Origin of the sequence: Aquiluna borgnonia, assembly GCF_013283855.1 — a bacterium.
Lineage (GTDB): Bacteria > Actinomycetota > Actinomycetes > Actinomycetales > Microbacteriaceae > Aquiluna > Aquiluna borgnonia.
The window spans coordinates 1,243,350-1,263,524 of sequence record NZ_CP054056.1 but is presented as its reverse complement, the minus strand read 5'-3'; the positions used below and the strand labels follow the sequence as shown (position 1 = coordinate 1,263,524).

The window sequence follows — 20,175 nt, the reverse complement described above, 5'->3', positions numbered from 1 at the left end:
ATTAGAGAGGGGCATCAGCCTCAGATGAAGACGTCTATGAAAAAGTTTTTGCGCGGTCCCTGGTTGTGGATTGGGTTGGCACTTGCCGTAATGCTGATTGGTAGCCAGTTGATGACTGCCCAGCAGTACACCAAGGTTGACACCCAGGTTGGTCTCGAGCTGATTGAGACCGGCAAGGCCAAGACCGTCAAAATCTTTGACGGCGATCAGCGGGTCGATGTTGTGCTCAGCCAGGCGGATGCCGAATACGGTGACCACATTCAGTTCTTCTACGCCATGGGTCGAGAGGTCGCGGTTGCTCAGGCAGTTGCGGCAGCGCCTGTTCAAGACGGTTGGACCGATGAGGTGGTCCGCACCCCCTGGTACGTTGCCCTGCTCGGTTCCCTGCTTCCGATCATCATTCTGGTTGCGCTGTTCTGGTTCCTGATGGGATCAATGGGTGGCGGTGGCCGAGGGGTCATGAACTTCGGTAAGTCCAGAGCCAAGATGGTCACCAAGGAGACTTCGAGCATCACCTTCAAAGATGTCGCAGGCATCGAAGAGGCTATGGAGGAGCTTGTTGAAATCAAGGACTTCCTAAAGGACCCAAAGAAGTTCCAGGAGATGGGAGCGAAGATTCCTCGCGGAGTTTTGCTCTACGGCCCTCCAGGAACCGGTAAGACTTTGGTTGCCAAAGCTGTCGCAGGCGAGGCCGGCGTGCCATTTTTCTCTATCTCCGGATCGGACTTTGTGGAGATGTTTGTGGGTGTCGGTGCTTCGAGGGTTCGAGATCTTTTTGACCAGGCCAAGCAGGCCGCCCCGGCAATCATTTTCGTGGATGAAATTGACGCGGTTGGTCGCCACCGCGGTACCGGCATCGGTGGCGGAAACGATGAGCGCGAGCAAACCCTGAACCAGCTATTGGTTGAGATGGACGGCTTTGACACCAACACCAACGTAATCCTGATTGCCGCTACAAACCGGCCGGACGTGCTCGACCCAGCCCTGCTGCGTCCAGGCCGTTTTGACCGTCAGGTCGGGGTGTCCTCGCCGGATCTAAAGGGCAGGGAGCAGATCCTCGGGATTCACGCCAAGAACAAGCCGCTGTCCGAGGATGTCGATCTTGAGCTGGTCGCCAGAAGAACCCCCGGCTTCACCGGAGCCGACTTGGCCAACGTGTTGAACGAAGCTGCACTTTTGGCAGCGCGACTGAACCGCAAGGTGATCGACAACGAGATTATTGATGAGGCCATTGATCGCGTCATTGGCGGACCTCAGAAGAAGTCCACCCTGATGCGGGACCACGAGCGCCTAATCACCGCCTACCACGAGGCAGGCCACGCCCTGGTTGCCGGCAGCCTGAACCACTCGGACCCGGTAACCAAAATCACTATCCTCCCCAGAGGTCGGGCCCTCGGTTACACCATGGTGATGCCAATGGAGGATCGCTACTCGATCACCAGAAACCAGTTGCTGGATCAAATTGCCTATGCCATGGGTGGTCGAATCGCCGAGGAAATTGTTTTCAAGGACCCAACCACCGGTGCATCAAATGACTTCGAGAAGGCCACCAGCATCGCCCGCACCATGGTTACCAAATACGGCATGAGCCAGCGCGTTGGGGCAATTTCGCTGGGGAGCGGATCTTCCGAGCCATTCCTGGGAAGAGACCTGGGTTCGCAGCGCGAATACTCCAACGAGTTAGCCCAGCAGGTTGATGCCGAAGTCCGAATCATCCTGGATGGGGCGCTCGATGAGGCCCACAAGGCCCTAACCTCCAACCGAGTGATCTTGGACCGCTTGGCCAAAGCGCTCCTGGAGCAGGAGACTCTGAACCAAGACGAAATCGCCAAGATCTTCAAGGGGATTAAGAAGCTTCCAGATCGCACCACCTGGCGTTCCTCCACCAAGCGCACCCTCAGCACCAAGGGACCAATCGCGGTTCCAAGGCGCAAGGTTAAGCAGCTTGAAGCTCTTCCAGAGGAGCCAAAGCCCGAGACCAAGGAAGAAAGTGCAAGCTGATCGGATAAAGGCTGCGGTTCGCGAGCTGCTGATTGCTATCGGCGAGAATCCGGATCGCCCAGAGCTTTCTGCAACCCCCTCCAAAGTAGCCGACGCCTACCAGTCCTTTTTCAAAGGAATCGGTAAAGATCCGCTCGATGCCCTGGGAGAACTCTTTCCCGCGGAGCACAACGAGGCGGTAATCCTCAAGGACATCGAGCTGGTCTCAATCTGCGAGCACCACCTGCTCCCTTTTACTGGATTTGCTCACATTGCCTACCTGCCATCGGCGAAGGTTGCCGGGCTTGGCCGGTTAGCCAGCGTCATTGAGATACTTGCCTCTCGACCCCAGCTCCAGGAGAACCTGACTGCCCAAGTTGCCGATGCCTTGATGCAGGGCTTGGATGCCCAGGGCGTTGTAGTGGTTATCGAGGCTCGTCACCAGTGCGTTGCTAGTCGCGGTGCCAGACAGCCCGAGGTCAATACCATCACCATGGCGACCAGAGGAAAGTTCTCTGATCCGGTCCAGCGTGCCGAGGTAATGGGGCTGATCGGCCGATGATTTGGCAGGCCCCGAAGGTAATGGGAGTCATCAATGTGACCCCAGACTCATTCAGTGACGGTGGGCTTTTTCTAAATCCAGAGGCAGCTCTCGAGCAGGGCAGACTTTTGGTCGCTCAGGGCGCACACATCTTGGATGTTGGTGGCGAGTCCACGCGGCCTGGAGCAAATCGAGTCAGCCCAGCTGAAGAGCAGCAGCGTGTTCTGGGTGTTATCGCCGCACTCAAGGCCGAACTCGATGTTGAGGTTTCCATCGACACCATGAACGCAGAGACCGCGCGGCTTGCGGTGTTAGCCGGTGCTGATTACGTCAACGACGTGTCGGGCGGTCTTGCGGACAAGCAGATGTTTGCCGCCCTAGCTCCGCTCGGTTGCAAATACATTCTTGGCCATTGGCGTGGACACTCGCAGGTGATGGATCAACTCAACGGCTATCGGGATGTTGCCAAGGATGTGGTGGCTGAGCTCAGTGAGCAGGTTGCGGTTGCAATCGCGTCAGGCATTTCCAGGGATCGAATTATTGTCGACCCGGGTCTTGGATTTGCAAAAGACATCGATCAGAACTGGGAGCTGGTGGCTCGGTTAGATGAGCTTGAGAACCTTGGGCTACCGGTTTTGGTGGGCGCCTCCAGGAAGCGCTTTCTGGCTACCGCGTTGGATTCTGAAAATCCGGCCGGTGTAACTAATCAGCGCAGGGATGTTGCAACTGCCGTTCTGACCGCATTGCTGTTGCAGCGCGGGCTATGGGGGGTCAGGGTTCACAATGTTGAGCTCACAGCTGACACAATTGCGATTGTGAAAAAGCTCAAGGAGTCCATCTAGTGCGCTACACCCTGCAGCTGAGCGGCCTTGAGGTTTTTGCCTACCACGGGGTGCTCGAGCATGAGCGTGCCTACGGTCAGAAGTTTTTGATTGACGTTGAGTACCAGCTTGAGGCCGAGGCCGGTGATCAGATTTCACAGACCGTCTCTTACGCAGCAGTTGCAGATCTTCTGGTCGTGAGTGCCAAATCAAACACTTTTGATTTGATTGAGACCCTTGCAGAACACCTGCTGGCTGCGGTGATTTCCCTGGATTCAAAAATAACCTTCTGCAAGATCACCGTGCACAAGCCTCAGGCCCCGATAGACCATGTTTTTTCAGACGTAACCGTGAGCGTTCAGCATGGCAGGCGAGAAGACTAGGTCGGTTTTGGCACTCGGAGGTAACCTGGGTGACCGAGTCCAAACCATTCAATCTGCAATTGCCGCCCTGGCAAGGACGCCGGGGATAAAGGTACTCGGGCAATCAAAGCTCTACGAGTCTCACGCGGTGACCAAGGCGGGTGTTGACCAGGCCCAGCCCAAGTATCTAAATGGCGTGGTGGAAATTGCCACCAGCCTCAAACCCAAGGCTCTGCTCGAAGAGCTAAACCGTCTCGAGAACCAATTTGGAAGAGTTCGAATCGAGCGCTGGGCGGCTAGAACCCTAGACATTGACATCATCACCTACGGGACTGAATTGATCGAGACCAAAGCGCTGATCGTTCCGCACCCAAGAGCCCATGAGCGCGGCTTTGTTTTGGTGCCCTGGGCCCAGCTTGATCCCCAGGCAAAGCTTCCCGGCCTGGGTAGCGTTCAGGATTTAGCCCGCTCTCTCGAGCACGAGGTTTGGGAATTCCATGAGGCTTAGTCTTCGGCTTTTGGCAGGTTTCCTCCTGGTGGGCGGGGCGTTTGGAGCACTCGGCAGTGAGTTTTTGGTCAGCACCGGATACAGCTTTCCGGTCAGCGATGGTTCACTCACCGCGACGCTGGTTGGAATTGGCCTGGGTATTTATCTGGCGACTCTGCCGATTTTGATTTATCGCATCAAGACCGAGTCGAAGAATTCGGGAACTGTGAAGCGGCCAGATCCACTGCTGTCTTTTCGATTGCTGGTGTTGGCACGGGCGGTGATTCTCACCGCCACGGGTTTTTTGGGTTGGCACCTTGGGCAGGTGCTGTGGCTGCTCACGATTTCAGTTGGCCCAGCTGGCCTTGTGTCACAAACCGTGCTTGGAATTCTGAGTTCGGTCGCCATGTTGGTTGGCGGAGTGCTGGCTGAATACAACTGCCGGCTTCCCAAGGATCCTGACGGAGAGGTTGCAGCGTGAGGGTGGGAGTGATCGGAAGTGAACCGGTTGGACCGGTGCTGGCCAAAGCGTGGGCTCAGGCTGGGCACGAGCTAATTGGGGCTGCGGTTGAAGGAACCGAGGCGATAGAAAGAATCGAAACCCTACTGCCAGATCTGCCAATTGCATCGATGGCTGCCGTTGCGGAGGATGCAGAGCTGGTGCTGCTGGCTGTTCCAAATTCCGATGTTCAGTTGGTGTGCGAGGGGCTAACCGATCTGGGCCTGTTTGGTCCTCGCAAGATTGTGGTTCACGTCTCGCCGCTGAGTGGCTACGAAGTTTTGGCAGCAGCCGGTTTGCGCGGGGCTGTTCCAATAGCGCTGCACCCAGTTATGCACTTCACCGGAACCAGCATGGACTTGCTCGTTTTGAAAAACACCACGATTGCGGTCTCCGCTCCAGAGCCCCTGTTGCCAATCGCCCAGGCCCTCGCCATTGAACTCGGTGGCGAGCCATTTGTAATCCTCGAGTCGCAGCGCGCTGCTTACGCCGAGGCCTATGAGGTCGCGAGCAGTTTTTCATCTCTGGTGGTGCAGCAGGCCGTGGGCATTCTTGCGGATGCCGGAGTGAGCCAACCGGCAAACCTGATTGGTCCGGTGGTCAGAAGCGCTGTTGAGAAGGCGCTTTACCAACCCGCCCCTCGGCTCGATGCGGGAGATGCCCTCGCGTGATTACCGCGCATTTCAATCTGGAGCTCTCCGGGGCACTGTCAAGCACCAGGGGTAAGGGGCTGACCATTGGATTTGTGCCAACCATGGGGGCCCTGCACGCCGGTCACCTAAAACTGGTTGAGCGCGCCAAGCAAATCTCTGATTTTGTGATCGTCTCTATTTTTGTAAACCCAACTCAGTTTGGTGCCAACGAGGACTTTGACCGATACCCCAGGACCTTAGACGCCGATGCCAAACTGTTGGCAAGTGCTGAGGTTGATGTGGTTTTTGCCCCGAGTGTTCAGGAGATTTACCCGTCAGGTGAGCAACTGGAAGCCCCTTCGGCACCTGCAGCAGCAAGCCGTTTTGAAGGCGAGAGTCGACCGGGTCACTTCAACGGAATGCTGTTGGTGGTGAACCGGCTACTTGATCTGGTTGAACCTGACTTCGCATTTTTTGGGCAGAAGGATGCCCAGCAGGTGGCGCTCGTTACGCAGCTGATTGCGGATCGAAATGCTCGGGGAAGGCACCACTGTCATTTGGTGGTGGTCGAGACGGTGAGGGAACCTTCGGGCCTGGCGATGTCCTCGCGCAATCGTTTTCTCTCTAACGAGCAATTACCAATCGCTCAGAGTTTGAGTAGGGCGCTGTTTGCCGGCGCCACGCTTCCAACCCGCGGGCAGATCCTTGAGCGAGCAAAGGCTGAAATTCACCCAGAGGCTAAGCTTGAGTATCTAGAGCTGGTTGATCCGATCAGCTTTGAACCCACCGAAGTGAACAAGAATTCAGCGCTGCTGATTGTTGCCGCCAAGGTTGGGAATGTTCGACTGCTAGACAATGTGATCATCGATAGGAAATCGTGAGCGAGCAAGAGTTAGAGGGCCAGGACCTTCCTGAGCAGATTGCGATCCGCCTGCAAAAGCGTGAGCGCCTAAACGAGCTTTCGGATGCTTATCCCGTCTCCCTACCGGTCACTCACACCATCGAAGCGATCAAGGCTCAGTACCCAAACCTCGAGGCCGATATTGCAACCGGCGACCAGGTTGGAATTGCCGGTCGCGTAATGTTCCTGCGCAACACCGGAAAACTCTGCTTCGCTTCGCTGCAATCTGGCACAGGTGAGCGAATCCAAGCGATGATTTCGCTCGACAAGGTTGGCGAGGAATCCCTAGAGCAGTGGAAAGAGCTGGTTGACCTAGGCGATCACATTTTTGTTGCCGGAGAAGTTATCACTTCAAAGCGCGGGGAGCTCAGTGTCCTCGCGGAGAGCTGGCTGATGGCTGCGAAGACGATTCGCCCGCTTCCAAATCTGCACAATGACCTCGGTGAGGAGTACCGGGTTCGGCACCGCTACATCGACTTGATCGTTAGAGATCGAGCTCGAGAGGTTGTGAAAATTCGCTCCGAGGTGATGCAGTCGCTGCGCAACACATTTTCCAACCGAGCATTCATGGAGGTTGAAACCCCAATGCTCCAGGTGGTGCACGGTGGAGCTTCGGCAAGGCCTTTCAAGACCCACTCCAACGCCTTCGACACCGAGTTGTTCTTGCGAATTGCCCCTGAGTTATTTTTGAAGCGAGCCGTGGTTGGAGGGCTTGAGCGGGTCTATGAGATCAACCGCAACTTCCGCAACGAGGGAGCGGACCGCACCCACTCCCCAGAGTTTGCAATGCTCGAGGCATACGAGGCTTATGGCGATTACAACTCGATTGCTGACCTGACCCAGGAGCTGATCCAGAATGCGGCAAAGGATGTCTTTGGCACCCACATCGTCACTCTGGATGACGGCACTGAGAATGACCTCTCGGGTCAGTGGCCAAGAATTTCTATGTTTGAGTCCCTGTCTGAGGCGGCCGGGGTTGAAATTACCCCGGACACCGACATCGCAGAGCTGAAGAAGCTTTCCCTGAGCCTAGGAATCGAGATCGATCACCCGCTCCACGGTAAGTATGTTGAAGAGCTGTGGGAGCACTTTGTGAAGCCCGGGTTGGATCGGCCAACCTTCGTTACCGACTTCCCGGTTGATACCTCACCGCTGACCAGGGATCACCGCAGTAAGCGTGGCGTCGTTGAGAAGTGGGACCTCTACGTCAGGGGCTTTGAGCAGGCCACCGGCTACTCCGAGCTGGTTGACCCGGTTGTGCAGCGTGAGCGTTTTGTAGCTCAGATGGAACTGGCTAAGGCTGGCGACCCAGAGGCCATGAAACTGGACGAAGAGTTCCTCAAGGCGCTTGAGTTCGGCATGCCGCCATCGGGTGGAATGGGGATGGGAATTGACCGCTTGCTCATGAGCCTGACCGGTCTTGGAATTCGGGAAACCATTTTGTTCCCGCTGGTGAAATAGGTGTGAGATGGAAATTTGGGATTTGATTCTTGACGCGCTAATTTCGCTGATTCCTCCAGCGTTGGTCGGCGTCCTATTTTGGATAATGCTGCGCTCAATTCTCAGGGCAGACAAGGGTGAGCGCGATGCCTACCAAAAGATTGAAGCGGAAGAGCGAGCCAAGCGCGCTAACGCCTTGGGCGAACAGCCCTAGTTCTTAGCCTCACCTCCTCCTAGCATCATGACTAGAGATTTATTGGAGGTGTGCACTTGTTCGAGAAATTTACCGACAAGGCCAGGCGGGTGGTCGTTCTTGCCCAAGAAGAGGCAAAGCTACTGAACCACAACTACATCGGAACTGAGCACATCCTGCTCGGTCTGATCCACGAGGGCGAGGGCGTTGCCGCCAAGGCCCTCGAGGCACTGGGCATCAACCTCGAGCAGGTTCGCGAGCAGGTCCAGGAGATTATCGGTCAGGGTCAGCAGGCTCCGTCCGGCCACATTCCTTTCACTCCGCGCGCTAAAAAGGTTTTGGAGCTCTCGCTCCGCGAAGCACTTCAGCTAGGGCACAGCTACATCGGAACCGAACACCTGCTGCTGGGGCTGATCCGCGAGGGTGAGGGTGTGGCAGCCCAGGTGCTAACCAAGTTGGGTGCTGACACCAACAAGGTCCGCCAGCAGGTAATTCAGCTGCTCTCTGGCTTCCAGGGCAAAGAAACCGTTGCGGTTGGTGGGGAAACGAACCCGCAGCCCAAGGGCTCTCAGATTCTCGATCAGTTTGGTCGCAACCTGACCCTGGCTGCTTCGGAGGGAAAGCTCGACCCAGTGGTTGGTCGTGAGCGCGAGATCGAGCGCGTCATGCAGATTCTTTCGCGCCGCACCAAGAACAACCCAATCCTGATTGGTGAGCCGGGAGTTGGAAAGACTGCCGTCGTTGAGGGCCTAGCCCAGGCAATTGTCTCCGGTATGGTTCCCGAAACGCTGCGCGGCAAGCAGGTCTACACCCTGGACATGGGCAGCTTGATTGCTGGTTCTCGTTACCGCGGTGATTTTGAGGAGCGCCTCAAGAAGGTGACCAAGGAGATTCGCACCCGAGGCGACATCATCACCTTCATTGACGAAATTCACACCCTGGTCGGAGCCGGAGCTGCCGAGGGTGCCATTGACGCAGCATCGATCCTCAAGCCCATGCTTGCTAGAGGCGAGCTGCAGACCATCGGTGCCACCACATTGGATGAATACCGCAAGCACTTTGAAAAAGACGCAGCGCTGGTACGTCGCTTCCAGTCGGTCCAGGTAAACGAGCCAACCCCCGCGATGGCAATCAACATTCTCAAGGGACTGCGCGATCGCTACGAAGCGCACCACAAGGTTTCCATCACAGACGGTGCGATTGTCGCTGCGGTTGGAATGTCGGACCGTTACGTCTCCGACCGATTCCTGCCGGACAAGGCAATTGACCTTATCGATGAGGCCGGAGCTCGCCTGAGACTAAGCTTCCTGTCTTCGCCACCGGAGCTTCGCGAGATGGACGAGAAGATTGCTGTCGTCAAGAAGGCCAAAGAGCAGGCCATCGCGGATCAGGACTTTGAGGCCGCTGCAGCCAAGCGCGATGAGGAAAAGAAGTTGACCGCGGAGAAAATCCGAATGGAGCGCGAGTTCCGCGAGGGCAACATTCAAAAGCCTGGCATCGTCGACGAGGGACTTATCGCCGAGGTGCTGGCCCAGGCCACCGGCATCCCAGTGTTCAAGCTCAGCGAGGAAGAGGGCTCGAAACTAATCTTCATGGAGCAAGAGCTACACCAGCGGGTTATCGGTCAGGACCTTGCTATCGCAGCACTTTCAAAGACAATTCGTCGCCAGCGCGCTGGTTTGAAAGATCCAAAGCGCCCATCCGGCTCGTTCATTTTTGCAGGCCCAACCGGTGTTGGTAAGACGGAGCTGGCCAAGGCGCTAGCGGAGTTCCTGTTTGACGACGAGGATGCCCTGATTGCCCTTGACATGTCCGAGTACGGGGAAAAGCACACCGTTTCCAGACTGTTTGGAGCACCTCCGGGATTCGTCGGTTACGACGAGGGCGGTCAGCTCACCGAGAAGATTCGCCGCAAGCCATTCTCAGTTGTGCTCTTTGATGAGATCGAGAAGGCCCACCCGGACATCTTCAACTCCCTGCTTCAGATTCTTGAGGAGGGGCGTCTAACCGATGGCCAGGGCCGAGTCGTTGACTTCAAGAACACGGTGATCATCATGACCACCAACCTCGGCACCAAGGAAATCACTCGTGGAGCACTTGGCTTCACCCTGGAGGGTGACTCCAAGAATGACTACGACCAGATGCGCGCCAGGGTGAACGAATCGCTGAAGCAAAACTTCAAGCCGGAGTTCCTCAACCGAGTTGATGAGGTCATCGTCTTCCCACAGCTGACCCGCGAGGAGCTGCTGCTGATTGTCGATCTGTTCATCAAGCGTCTGCAAATCAGGCTCGATGAGCGCGATCTCAAGTTGACTCTAACCTCCTCCGCCAAGGAGAAGTTGATTGAGCTTGGTTACGATCCATCGATGGGTGCCAGACCGCTTCGCAGAGTGGTCCAGCGCGAAATCGAGGACGCGATTTCCGAGCGAATCCTCACCGGAGATATCCAGAACGCGCAAGATATTTTGGTCGACTACGTCTCGGGCGAGTTCACATTTGTCTCGACTGATCGCGCCAAAGAAGTAGTGGCCTAACATGACCGAGCAGCTGAGCTATCGGGTGGTCGCCCAGCTCAGCGGCGCGGAAGTTAGGGACTACCCAGAGCACCTGCTGGTCTCGACTTTTGATTCGGGTTCGATGCCCGATTCCGGCAACCAGGCGTTTAGGCGCCTAGCCGGTTACATTTTTGGTTCAAACCTCGAGGGCAAGCAGATTGCCATGACTGCACCGGTATTGCAGAAACCGGTTCCAGGCGGCTATGAAACCTCTTTTGTGATGCCCGGTGAAATGAAACTCGAGGCGATGCCGGGGACTGCCGATGCAACTCTCAGCAAACACCGAGCCAGCGGGGGGTTGTTTGCCGCCGTTACATTTTCCGGTCTTGGCAATGATGAACTGTTTGAGCGAAAGGCAAAAGCCCTCCTCTCAGTACTGGGCAATTCGGGTTACGAGGCAGCGGGTGGTCCGGTCTACGCTCGCTACAACGGACCCTGGACACCGTTTTTCATGCGCCGCAATGAGGTTCTAGTTCCTGTGAAGCGGGTTGTTGCTCCATAATTGCCAGATGCTTCTTATTCGCTCGGCCAACACCTCAGACGTTGAGGCGATCACTCGAATTGCAGAGCCTTTGGTTCAGGAGCGCATTCTGCTTGGTAAAGAAATGGTTGAGTTTTATGAGGCCATCCAAGAGTTCGTGGTCGCTGAGCTCGAGGGCGAGGTCGTCGGATTCGGTGCGCTACACGTGATGTGGCGAGACTTGGCCGAGGTTCGCACGCTAGCGGTTGATCAGAACTACAAGCGCCGCGGCATTGGTGCCGCGATGCTGCGCGAGCTTCTGGAGCGGGCCCGCTTACTCGGGGTTCGCAGGGTTTTCTGCCTCACCTTTGAAGTTGAATTTTTCCAGAGCCACGGCTTTGAGGAGATTTCGGACGTTCCCGTCGACCCAGAAACCTACGCAGAGCTTGTCCGCTCTCACGATGACGGAGTCGCAGAGTTTCTGGATTTGGCGAGAGTTAAGCAGAACACGCTTGGAAACTCACGCATGCTGAAGTACCTGTAACTAGATTTGTTCCATGCCTACCCAGCAACAGATTTATGCTCGCCGCAGACTGCTCGCGCTCATCGCTTTAGCACTGGTCGGCTTGGCGATTTGGTTCGGATTTTCATCAATCTCTAGCCCGGCCCAGCAGGCAACCCCAGCCCCAACCCAAAGCGCTGTGACTGAGTCGGCGGTTGCTAACGAGGTTACGGACTGTGCTCCGGGGGTTGTCAGTGTTGAGGTAATGATCGGTAATGAAACGGAGACTTTGAACACCTTTAGTTCCGATGAGCTCCCAAACATTTGGTATGCCATCACCAACACGGGCTTGGAAGACTGCAAGTTCAACGTTGGAGCCAGGGTCACCTTCTACACGATCACCTCGGGTGATCAGACCTACTGGTCCTCTCGAGAGTGTGATCGATCGGCTGACACCGATTCATTCATCACGCTCGCTTCCAACCAAACCATTGAGGCACCTAAGGGGATTTGGGACCGGGTTTACTCTTCAGAGACTGGCTGCGGAGCAGACGACGGAAATGACCCTGTCCCATCGGGCGGAGCAACCTACCGAATCAAGGCTGAGGTCAACGGAGTGATTTCCGAGGACAAGAGCTTCATCCTCAACTAATTGCCCGGCGCAGTGCCTGAGAGATGAGCTGACCCTTCTCACCGATTACCTCGGGGTGACCAAGACGGATTGCTTCCTGGGTACGTTGACTGAGGTTTGATACCCCTCGTATTTCACCAGCCAGTGAAATTTCGCCGAACGCTGCGACTTTGAAATTGACCGGCTTATCTTTTAGGGCTGAGGCGATAGCAATGGCGATGGCCAGATCAGCGGCCGGCTCGGTGATCTTCACCCCTCCAACCGTTGAGACGTAGACATCTTTATCGCTTAGCGACATGCCGGCTCGGCGCTCCAGCACTGCCAGTAGCATCGCGACCCTGGAGGGATCGACGCCGTTGGTAACCCTCCTGGGTTGTGGTGAAGTGGAGTGAACCACCAGGGCCTGCACCTCAGCAATGAGAGCCCTCCTACCCTCCACAGTCACAGTTATGCAGGTCCCGGAAACCGGATTCTCAGAACCTGAAACAAAGAGTGAGCTGGGATCGGATACCTCAAGGATTCCCTCGCCGGTGAGCTCAAAGCAGCCCACCTCATCGGTTGGGCCAAATCGGTTTTTTAGGGTTCTGATGAAACGGAGTGAGGTTTGTCGATCGCCCTCAAAGTGACAGACCACATCGACCAGATGCTCAAGGGTTCTCGGTCCAGCAATTGAACCGTCCTTGGTCACGTGCCCAACCAGCAGCATCGGAATCGAATTCTGCTTGGCGGTTCGAATCAGGTTTGCAGCAACCTCCCTGACCTGTGCGGGCATTCCGGCAACTCCATCTATGTCGCTCGAGGCAACGGTTTGGACAGAGTCAACTATGAACAGCTCCGGATTGACCGCTTCGATTTGCCCCAGCACAGTTGCTAGATCGGTCTCGGCCGCGAGGTAAAGATTTGGGCTGATGGCTCCGGTTCGCTCGGCTCGAAGCTTGACCTGTGAGGCAGACTCTTCAGCTGATACATAGAGCACCTTCTTGCCGGATTTCGCTACTCGGGACGCGACTTCCAAAAGCAAGGTGGACTTTCCAACGCCTGGCTCACCGGAAATCAAAATTGCTGCACCCGGGACCAACCCGCCACCCAGTACCCGGTCAAACTCACCAACCATGGTTGGTGAAGTTCTGGTGCCTTGGGTTTCAATTTCGGTGATGGGCCGGGCTGCCTGCGATTCGTTTAGCCTGAGCGGCTTCACCTCTTTGGTGGTTCCGGCGCTTTCCTCCAGGGATCCCCAGGCTTGGCACTCACCGCAGCGGCCCGCCCACTTCACGCTGGTCCAGCCGCACTCACTGCAGCGGAATTCCGTCTTTTGCTTCGCCATGGCTCCAAACCTAACGCTAAGCACCGACACCTAAACTCTTTAGGGTTGGTTTGTTGAAAGTTGTGAGTTGAAAAAATCCCACGGTGCTGAATTTGGGCTGGTGCTCATGCTGTCGCTTGGCGCATCCAGCATCTGGTCCCTGATCTCATTGCTCAGAAAACTCACCTCGGAGCAGGGTTTGGCCGGATCAACAACGGCTATCAATCGCCCCCTGGCACAAAACCCGCTGATTGATCTGCTCAGTCAATTGGCAAATATTTCACTGGCGTTGGTCCCGGTTTTGTTAGCGCTTTACTGGTTGAACCAGGATCAAGTAAAAATTGGGCTAACGCCCCAGGCAGGCGACCTGGTTCAAGTGCTTGGTGTTGCCGCGCTGGTGGGAATTCCGGGTATAGGCCTTTACTTCCTAGCTCTCGAACTTGGGGTCACCTCTCAGGTTCTGCCCAGCACGCTGGGCAATAACTGGTGGACCATTCCCGTGCTTTTGCTTGCGGCATTCAAGGCGGGGCTGCTGGAAGAGGTGATTGCCGCTGCATTTTTCTCGGAAAAGCTAAGGCTCTGGCGACCCGAAATATCAATCACGGTAATCATCCTTCTCTCCGCACTGTTCAGGGCCAGCTACCACCTCTACCAGGGGTACTCAGCTTTTGTCGGCAACTTTGTTATGGGACTGGTTTTCGCCTACTGGTATCACCGCACCAACCGCGTCGCCCCGCTAGTGCTGGCCCACTTTGTTATGGATGCAGTTGTCTTTGTGGGGTACCCGCTGGTCTTTGGCTCATAGGATTTGACCGTGGACAAACTCAGAATTGCGTTTATCGGAACCGGATCAATGGGCTCGGCCGTGCTTGAGGGCCTAATAGCCTCCGGCCACCCCAGGGAACTAATTTCTGCAACGGTTAGAACCGAGAGCAAGGCTCAGGCACTTCGGGCTCGAGGCATCAGTGCCTTGGCCACTGAAACTTCCCCCGATGCCAACCAACTAATGGCCGGCGATGCGGATTTGATTGTGCTTGGGGTCAAGCCCTATCAAATTGCCGATGTGTTGGGCGAACTCGTTGGTGAAATTGGCAAAAACTCAGTCGTCATATCAATGGCCGCGGGTATCCAGTTAGCAACCATGGCCAGCCAGCTTCCTGAGAATCCAAACCTGATTCGCACAATGCCCAATACTCCCGCTCTGGTGGGGAAGGGAGTGACCGGGTTGGCATCGGGGCCAAACGCCAGTGCCGAGGCTGTAACGGCGGCGACTGAGCTATTCGAGGCGGTTGGGGTGGTGGTGAAGATCGAAGAATCCCAAATCGATGCGCTAAGTGCCATCTCCGGTTCTGGTCCAGCCTGGGTTTTCTACATCATCGAGCAGTGGGAGAAGATTGCCCTTGAGAAGGGTTTCTCCCAGGCCGATGCCAAGCTCATGGTCAGGCAAACACTCGCAGGATCCATCGCACTTTTGGAATCTTCGGGAGAGGAACCTGTTGAACTTCGAAGAAGGGTGACCAGCCCCGGCGGAACAACTGAGCGCATCATTGCAACGCTGGATCAGGCTGATCTCCGTTCGATATTTAGTGCATCACTCGAGGCTGCAGTTAGCAGGGCGAGGGAAATCGCAAACTCCTGATATTCAGGGATAGGGTTGAAACATGGCAGACATCTTCGAAGCAATTGCAGACCCAACCAGGCGTCAGCTCCTTGAGCTCCTTCTGGAATCCAACCTGGCCGGTGGCAGCGGGGAAATGACCGTCACAGAATTGGTTGAAGCCTCCAAGCTAGGACAGCCGACCGTATCAAAGCACCTAAAGACGCTGCGTGAGGTTGGACTTGTTGAGGTTCGCGAAGACGGACAAAAGCGTTTCTACTCGGTAGTTCCTGAACCATTAGAGGAAATTGAAGACTGGATGATCAACTTCCTCTCCCTTGGCTTTGATGCCGAAGAGGAGAGCGATGAGCTTGCCCACACGCTGAGTGACGCCGGTGAAAAACTTGGTCATTGGCTAACCGAAAAGGCCGGCTGGCTAGGAGAGCAGCTGAAGTCAAAAGTTGACGAGCTGGACATCGATGTCGACCCCAAGGACCTCGGACACCGCCTTGGCCGCAAGCTTGCCGACGCAAAGGTTGAAGCCGCAAAGAGCGCAAAGGACTTCGAGAGAATCGCCCGCGATAAGGTCGAGGAAGTGGTTGACGAGGTCAAGAGTGAGGCTAAGCACTTTGCGACCGAGGTCAAGGCTAAGGTCAAGCGCTAGCTCACAATTTGCTCACGGCTTGAGTGCGACCTTGCCTAGGGGCTAAACTTCTCAGGTTGCCCAATCGGGCAGTAACACATTCATTGTGAGGTCTTCGTGGGTTCAATCATTAAGAAGCGCCGCAAGCGTATGTCTAAGAAGAAGCACCGCAAGCTTCTTCGTAAGACTCGCCACCAGCGTCGCAACAAGAAGTAAATCTTGAAAGAACCCGCCTTCGGGCGGGTTTTTTATTTGCGCAGATCGCGCTTTCTAAAACGCAAGATTTCCCAGCCGGCCGCCTCCGCATAGCGCCTGAGAACTTTGTCTGGATTCACAGCAACCGCGTGACCGACGAGGGTTAGCAGCGGTAGGTCATTTACAGAGTCCGAGTAGGCGTAGGACTTTTTGAGGGAGATTCCTCGCTCTTTGGCCAGCCTTTTGGCTGCTTTGCGCTTGGCCTTGCCGTGAAGTGGATCGCCAATCAATTCACCGGTTAGCACGGTGCCATCATTGCCCACCACGGTCCCAAGTGCACCGGTTGCACCCAGGTCATCCGCAATCTTCTGCACCAGTTCAACTGGAGCAGCAGAGATAAGCCAAACCTCTCGTCCCTGGGCGAGGTGGTCCCTGAGTGCGTTAACAGTTTCGGGCCAGAGTCTTGGTTTGATTTCGGACTGGTAAACCTTGTCCATCACGGCCATCAACTCACTGATCGGGTGGCCTTTGGTCAGTTGCAGCGCTCGGTCTTTGAAGTCCGACATAGTTGAGTTCTTTTCGCCGCGGCGAATGAACATCATCTGCTCGAACATGAAGCGCCAGATGTCTCTGCGCTTTAGCGTGCCGCCGGCAAAGGCGACCTTGCCGAAAAGTATCGAGGTCGAACCCCGAACCAAAGTGTTGTCGACGTCGAAAAATGCAGCCTCAATCTTGGGCTTTTTTTCATCAGGCTCGAACACCGGCTTAGTCTATTCGCGCATCCCCTCTGACATAGGCTGTAGCGGTGCCAGTTCAAATCGAATTAACGCTCATCGTGAGGCAGGGTTGCCATCTTTGCGAGGCTGCTGAGGCCGAACTTTCTCGGGTAATGAGTCGCTTTGCTGCCGAGAATCCCGAGACTGAATACACAGTTGACCTGGTAGAGATCGACTCGAATCCGGATTTCGCCAAGTTCAGCGATGAGATTCCAGTGCTACTGATTAACGGCAAGCAGGTGGCGTTTTGGCGGATAGATGCTGAGCGGGTATTTGGTCAACTGATGGAGTTGGTGTGAGAAACGTAGTTTTTTGGATTGTGAAAAAGTTCTGGTTCCCAATCCTGGTGGCGATTCTGGGATCTCTGGCTAAGAAGCACACCTGGGCGGCTAAGGCACATGGCGCTGTCAAAAAACTTCCCATGTAGTTGTTGCATTATTACTACATAGCATTTATGCTACAAACATGGGTCGTAAACCAAAGTCTGAAGAAGAGCGGGTAGCTAACCGCATCGAAGAACTGCGCACCCTATCCGGCTTATCTCGGCAAGAGCTCGCCGAGCAGGTCGGAGTGCACTATCAAACCATCGGTTACATTGAGCGCGGCGAGTACTCACCCTCTCTGGTGCTGGCACTTCGCATTGCCTCAGTTTTAGGAGCCAAGGTCGAAGAGATCTTTTGGCTGGATGAGGAACAGGCATGAATGAGCTTTTAGCTATTGGAATTGTGCTCGCCTACATGGCGATTGGCTATTTTTTGGTCTACCCGAGGGCCAAGAAGGTATCTACCCTGCGCTGGTTGGATCTATTGTTTTCAGCACTCGCACTCACAACCGCAGCAGCCATATTTTGGGTGAGCGATCCAGGGTTCTGGCTCTTTGGGTATGAAGCCAACTGGGTGGTATTCACCCTGGTCGCCTATGTGATTTTCGAAACTCCCGCTTGGTATTGGTACATGAAAGCTCACCCCGAACAGGGCACCCTGGCTCAGGTGTACGGCCTCCGACCAGCCTCAAATGAGAAGCTGGCAAAGAACATTGACACCGTGATGAATGACACCAAGTGGGATGCCATTCGCACCTCCAGGGCCCAAAAGCTGCTGGTAATTCTTGGGGCCCTGAGCTTGGTTGCCGCTCCCTTGGCATTCTGGTTTGAGGACTTTATCAAGCCCGGCTACGGAATCCTTGCCGTTCTTCCGATTTTCCTAATTTGGTGGCTGCTCAGAATTTCGGTTCGTTTGGTGGCTGACTCACCTGATGAATACCTAGACGAGTTCCAAGTTCGTCAACGTGATCGCACCTACCTGCACTCGTTCAGAATTCTGGCTGGAGTTGTCACGGCGCTAGCAATGGCGCTAATGATTGTGACTATTTCTTCGGACTACCAGTCGGACGGAAATGTTGACTACTACAAATTCGCCCTGACCTTCGGTCAAGTGAATGCAATCATTTGGTCGATTTTGGGTTCGACAATCCTTATTCCAAACATGGTTCTTGCCTGGAATCAGTCAAAGAGGAACGTGCGATAACTTTGTCAGCAATGTTGGCAGGGTGAGTTAAGGGCCGCGTAAAAATCATCTAGTTATCCACAGACTTTGTGTCTATACTCTGTCTATACAGCAAAGGAGATGGCATTGTGGCTGACGTGGTAACTTCAAAGACTTTTCGAAATGGCGGATCACTCGCAATCCGCATTCCTTCTGGCTGGGTCATCGATGGCGAGGTAACTCTCACCCGGGATCCAAAGACCGGGGAGATTGCTGTTAGTCAGCGAGCTGTCAAGATGGCCAAGCTACTAGCCGAATTTGCCGCCGCCGCGCCCTATGAAGATGAGGTGTTCGAGTCCGCTCTGAGACGTGAACCAAGCCGAGATCAGAGAAGCGTTTTTGAACGTCAGGATGAAGATGCTGCTAATTGATACTGACATTTGTAGCTATGCCATCAGATCCAGGCACGATATCGTCGAAAAGCTTGCGTTAGCTGGTCCGGAAAATTGGGCAATTTCCATGATCACCCACCATGAATTGCTGTTCGGCTCCAGCCTCCCCACAACGTCGGAGCGAACCATCACTGGTGTCAGGAGGTTTCTGGACGCAGCTAAGAGTTTGGATTTTGATTCCGAAGCAGCTAGTGCTGCTGCTCTGGTTCGAGCGCGACTCAGGGAGAAGGGTAAGCCGTCAGGCGAATACGATGCTCTAATTGCCGGGCACGCAATCGCTCTGGATGCAACGTTGGTTACCAACAACACCAAGCACTTCGAGAACGTCCCGGGCCTGAAGTTAGAGAGTTGGATCTAGGGCTGCAGCCTGTTTGGACCACGGAATAGGAAGCTGGCCTCGCGAATGTTTGGCAGGTTCAAAAGCAGCATCACCACGCGGGTCAGACCCATTCCAAAGCCACCGTGCGCCGGGGCTCCGTAGCGGAAGAAGTCCAGGTAGAAGTTCAATCCCTCGAGCTCAAGACCCTTGTCCAGAACCTGCTTCTCGAGCACCTCGATGCGGTGCTCGCGCTGAGCGCCCGTGGTGATTTCGGTGCCCTTCCAAATTAGGTCGTAGCTCTTAGTCAGCGACTCGTCGTGCTCGTGACGCATGTGGTAGAAGGGTCGAATGTTCTTTGGGTAGTCGGTTAGGAAGACGAATTCGTGACCGTAGGTCTCCATCACGTGCTGGTGGATCTGACGCTCACCCTCTGGGTCCAGGTCGCCATCCATACGAGGCACCTTGTAGCCTCGGGCCTCCACAATCTTGTGGGCTTCAGCCAGCGGAATGCGGGGGAACGGGGTGCTTGGGATCTTCACCTCGAGGCCATATAGGCGCTCGATCTCGGAACCGAATTTTTCCTTCACCGCGGTGATCGCTCGCACCAGCAGTTGCTCCTGGAAAGCCATCACGTCTTCATGCGAATCGATCCAGCTCATCTCCATGTCCACCGAGATGAATTCTGTGGCGTGGCGAGAGGTGAACGATGGGTCGGCCCTGAAGACCGGGCCAATCTCAAAGACCTTGCCAAGTCCTGCGCTCATCGCCATCTGCTTGTAGAACTGAGGAGACTGAGCTAGGTAAGCGTGAGTCTCGAAGTACTCCATTTTGAAGAGTTCGGCGTGTGATTCAGATGGTGATGCCATCAGCTTCGGGGAGTGGATCTCAATGAAGTCGTTCTCCAGCCAAACCTCGCGCCAGACGCGCTCAATTTCGGTCTGGACACGCATCATGAGGTTGAGCTCTGGGCGGCGCAGGTCAATGAATCTCCAGTCCAGGCGCTTGTCGATTGTGGTGTCCTCGGCGATCGGGCTGTCTGGGTTGGATAGTGAGACTACCTTCAGGTCCTGCAGCAAGATCTCAATACCACCGAGCTTCACACGCTCATCGTGCTTGAGGTTTCCGGTGATCTCAACGAAGGAGCCGTGCGAGAGCGAGCTCACCACATCAGCCAGTGCATCCTCTTCGGCAGGGCGTGGGTAGGTGACCTGAACGCTGCCGGACTCGTCTCGAATAATGATGAACTGAATGCGCTTTTGATCCCTGAGGGTTTCCACCCAGCCGCCAATGCTGACTAGCCCGTCTTCGGTGTTTGCGAGCGTGCTGATGGTCTTTCGATTTTGCATCCGATTACCTCTTAGAGTGCGCTGAGAACTGCGTTTGTCAAAGTTTAGCGATGGTA

General features: G+C 55.2%; 27 protein-coding genes. 24 read left to right on the top strand and 3 right to left on the bottom strand.

The genetic code is table 11. The features are described 5' to 3' along the window. The first annotated feature begins 36 nt into the window (after window positions 1–36). From ftsH to HRU87_RS06430, 14 genes are read left to right on the top strand one after another with little or no spacing between them, the layout of a single operon-like run. Entirely contained in the window at window positions 37–2,001 is a 1,965-nt protein-coding gene (ftsH, locus tag HRU87_RS06495; RefSeq protein ID WP_246247248.1) for an ATP-dependent zinc metalloprotease FtsH, read from the top strand. Then, a complete protein-coding gene (gene folE, locus HRU87_RS06490) occupies window positions 1,991–2,542 on the top strand; it encodes a GTP cyclohydrolase I (RefSeq protein WP_213086390.1) in 552 nt (183 codons plus the stop codon). The genes ftsH and folE overlap by 11 nt, the downstream gene beginning before the upstream one ends. Then, the gene (gene folP, locus HRU87_RS06485) at window positions 2,539–3,363 is read left to right on the top strand and encodes a dihydropteroate synthase (RefSeq protein WP_246247245.1); all 825 of its coding nucleotides are present in this window, start codon (window positions 2,539–2,541) and stop codon (window positions 3,361–3,363) included. The genes folE and folP overlap by 4 nt, the downstream gene beginning before the upstream one ends. Continuing rightward, entirely contained in the window at window positions 3,363–3,725 is a 363-nt protein-coding gene (gene folB / locus HRU87_RS06480; RefSeq protein ID WP_173494095.1) for a dihydroneopterin aldolase, read from the top strand. The genes folP and folB overlap by 1 nt, the downstream gene beginning before the upstream one ends. Further along, window positions 3,706–4,212: a 2-amino-4-hydroxy-6-hydroxymethyldihydropteridine diphosphokinase gene (gene folK / locus HRU87_RS06475; protein ID WP_173494094.1), complete on the top strand. Its 507-nt coding sequence runs from the start codon at window positions 3,706–3,708 to the stop codon at window positions 4,210–4,212. Before folB ends, folK begins: the two co-directional genes overlap by 20 nt. A gap of 10 nt (window positions 4,213–4,222) precedes the next feature. Further along, window positions 4,223–4,672, top strand: a complete 450-nt coding sequence (locus HRU87_RS06470) for a DUF3180 domain-containing protein (protein WP_173494093.1) — start codon at window positions 4,223–4,225, stop codon at window positions 4,670–4,672. 8 nt (window positions 4,673–4,680) lie between these two features. Beyond that, the gene (locus HRU87_RS06465; protein WP_246247242.1) at window positions 4,681–5,361 is read left to right on the top strand and encodes a DUF2520 domain-containing protein; all 681 of its coding nucleotides are present in this window, start codon (window positions 4,681–4,683) and stop codon (window positions 5,359–5,361) included. Continuing rightward, complete coding sequence (gene panC, locus HRU87_RS06460; protein WP_173494091.1) at window positions 5,358–6,203, top strand: pantoate--beta-alanine ligase; 846 nt, start codon at window positions 5,358–5,360, stop codon at window positions 6,201–6,203. The genes HRU87_RS06465 and panC overlap by 4 nt, the downstream gene beginning before the upstream one ends. Continuing rightward, entirely contained in the window at window positions 6,200–7,684 is a 1,485-nt protein-coding gene (lysS, locus tag HRU87_RS06455) for a lysine--tRNA ligase (protein WP_246247239.1), read from the top strand. The genes panC and lysS overlap by 4 nt, the downstream gene beginning before the upstream one ends. 7 nt (window positions 7,685–7,691) lie before the next feature. After that, the gene (locus HRU87_RS06450; protein WP_173494090.1) at window positions 7,692–7,877 is read left to right on the top strand and encodes a hypothetical protein; all 186 of its coding nucleotides are present in this window, start codon (window positions 7,692–7,694) and stop codon (window positions 7,875–7,877) included. A 56-nt stretch (window positions 7,878–7,933) separates the two neighbouring features. Beyond that, window positions 7,934–10,390, top strand: a complete 2,457-nt coding sequence (locus tag HRU87_RS06445) for an ATP-dependent Clp protease ATP-binding subunit (RefSeq protein ID WP_173494089.1) — start codon at window positions 7,934–7,936, stop codon at window positions 10,388–10,390. Window position 10,391: 1 nt separating this feature from the next. After that, the gene (locus HRU87_RS06440; protein ID WP_173494088.1) at window positions 10,392–10,913 is read left to right on the top strand and encodes an SOUL family heme-binding protein; all 522 of its coding nucleotides are present in this window, start codon (window positions 10,392–10,394) and stop codon (window positions 10,911–10,913) included. A 7-nt stretch (window positions 10,914–10,920) separates the two neighbouring features. Continuing rightward, on the top strand, window positions 10,921–11,415 hold the full coding sequence (locus tag HRU87_RS06435; RefSeq protein ID WP_173494087.1) for an amino-acid N-acetyltransferase: 495 nt from the start codon (window positions 10,921–10,923) through the stop codon (window positions 11,413–11,415). A 13-nt stretch (window positions 11,416–11,428) separates the two neighbouring features. Continuing rightward, complete coding sequence (locus HRU87_RS06430; protein ID WP_173494086.1) at window positions 11,429–12,025, top strand: hypothetical protein; 597 nt, start codon at window positions 11,429–11,431, stop codon at window positions 12,023–12,025. Here HRU87_RS06430 and radA read toward each other — a convergent pair. Next, window positions 12,018–13,328 (bottom strand): DNA repair protein RadA, encoded by a 1,311-nt coding sequence (radA, locus tag HRU87_RS06425; RefSeq protein WP_173494085.1) that lies wholly within the window; start codon window positions 13,326–13,328, stop codon window positions 12,018–12,020. The genes HRU87_RS06430 and radA overlap by 8 nt on opposite strands. Window positions 13,329–13,395: 67 nt before the next feature. Between radA and HRU87_RS06420 the strand changes: the two genes are divergently transcribed. From HRU87_RS06420 to HRU87_RS06405, 4 genes are all read left to right on the top strand, one after another. Continuing rightward, complete coding sequence (locus HRU87_RS06420; RefSeq protein WP_173494084.1) at window positions 13,396–14,112, top strand: CPBP family intramembrane glutamic endopeptidase; 717 nt, start codon at window positions 13,396–13,398, stop codon at window positions 14,110–14,112. Window positions 14,113–14,121: 9 nt separating this feature from the next. Then, on the top strand, window positions 14,122–14,946 hold the full coding sequence (gene proC, locus HRU87_RS06415) for a pyrroline-5-carboxylate reductase (protein WP_173494083.1): 825 nt from the start codon (window positions 14,122–14,124) through the stop codon (window positions 14,944–14,946). Between the two features lie 22 nt (window positions 14,947–14,968). After that, a complete protein-coding gene (locus HRU87_RS06410) occupies window positions 14,969–15,568 on the top strand; it encodes an ArsR/SmtB family transcription factor (RefSeq protein WP_173494082.1) in 600 nt (199 codons plus the stop codon). Window positions 15,569–15,664: 96 nt separating this feature from the next. Continuing rightward, complete coding sequence (locus tag HRU87_RS06405) at window positions 15,665–15,763, top strand: 30S ribosomal protein bS22 (protein WP_074789180.1); 99 nt, start codon at window positions 15,665–15,667, stop codon at window positions 15,761–15,763. A gap of 32 nt (window positions 15,764–15,795) precedes the next feature. Here the strand turns inward: HRU87_RS06405 and HRU87_RS06400 are convergent, their stop codons facing one another. Beyond that, the gene (locus tag HRU87_RS06400) at window positions 15,796–16,503 is read right to left on the bottom strand and encodes an HAD family hydrolase (RefSeq protein ID WP_173494081.1); all 708 of its coding nucleotides are present in this window, start codon (window positions 16,501–16,503) and stop codon (window positions 15,796–15,798) included. A 44-nt stretch (window positions 16,504–16,547) separates the two neighbouring features. On the opposite strand from HRU87_RS06400, the gene HRU87_RS06395 reads away from it, so the two are divergent. From HRU87_RS06395 to HRU87_RS06375, 6 genes are all read left to right on the top strand, one after another. After that, window positions 16,548–16,817 (top strand): glutaredoxin family protein, encoded by a 270-nt coding sequence (locus HRU87_RS06395; RefSeq protein WP_173494080.1) that lies wholly within the window; start codon window positions 16,548–16,550, stop codon window positions 16,815–16,817. Beyond that, a complete protein-coding gene (locus HRU87_RS07195) occupies window positions 16,814–16,945 on the top strand; it encodes a hypothetical protein (RefSeq protein ID WP_281359128.1) in 132 nt (43 codons plus the stop codon). Before HRU87_RS06395 ends, HRU87_RS07195 begins: the two co-directional genes overlap by 4 nt. Window positions 16,946–16,983: 38 nt before the next feature. Beyond that, window positions 16,984–17,220 (top strand): helix-turn-helix transcriptional regulator, encoded by a 237-nt coding sequence (locus tag HRU87_RS06390; protein WP_173494079.1) that lies wholly within the window; start codon window positions 16,984–16,986, stop codon window positions 17,218–17,220. Continuing rightward, a complete protein-coding gene (locus HRU87_RS06385) occupies window positions 17,217–18,044 on the top strand; it encodes a hypothetical protein (protein ID WP_173494078.1) in 828 nt (275 codons plus the stop codon). Before HRU87_RS06390 ends, HRU87_RS06385 begins: the two co-directional genes overlap by 4 nt. 107 nt (window positions 18,045–18,151) lie before the next feature. Continuing rightward, window positions 18,152–18,433 carry a hypothetical protein gene (locus HRU87_RS06380; protein ID WP_173494077.1) on the top strand — a complete coding sequence of 94 codons (282 nt, stop codon included), beginning with the start codon at window positions 18,152–18,154 and terminating at the stop codon, window positions 18,431–18,433. After that, complete coding sequence (locus HRU87_RS06375) at window positions 18,420–18,812, top strand: type II toxin-antitoxin system VapC family toxin (protein ID WP_173494076.1); 393 nt, start codon at window positions 18,420–18,422, stop codon at window positions 18,810–18,812. The genes HRU87_RS06380 and HRU87_RS06375 overlap by 14 nt, the downstream gene beginning before the upstream one ends. Here HRU87_RS06375 and aspS read toward each other — a convergent pair. Beyond that, window positions 18,809–20,119: an aspartate--tRNA(Asn) ligase gene (gene aspS, locus HRU87_RS06370; protein ID WP_173494075.1), complete on the bottom strand. Its 1,311-nt coding sequence runs from the start codon at window positions 20,117–20,119 to the stop codon at window positions 18,809–18,811. The genes HRU87_RS06375 and aspS overlap by 4 nt on opposite strands. Window positions 20,120–20,175 lie beyond the last annotated feature (56 nt).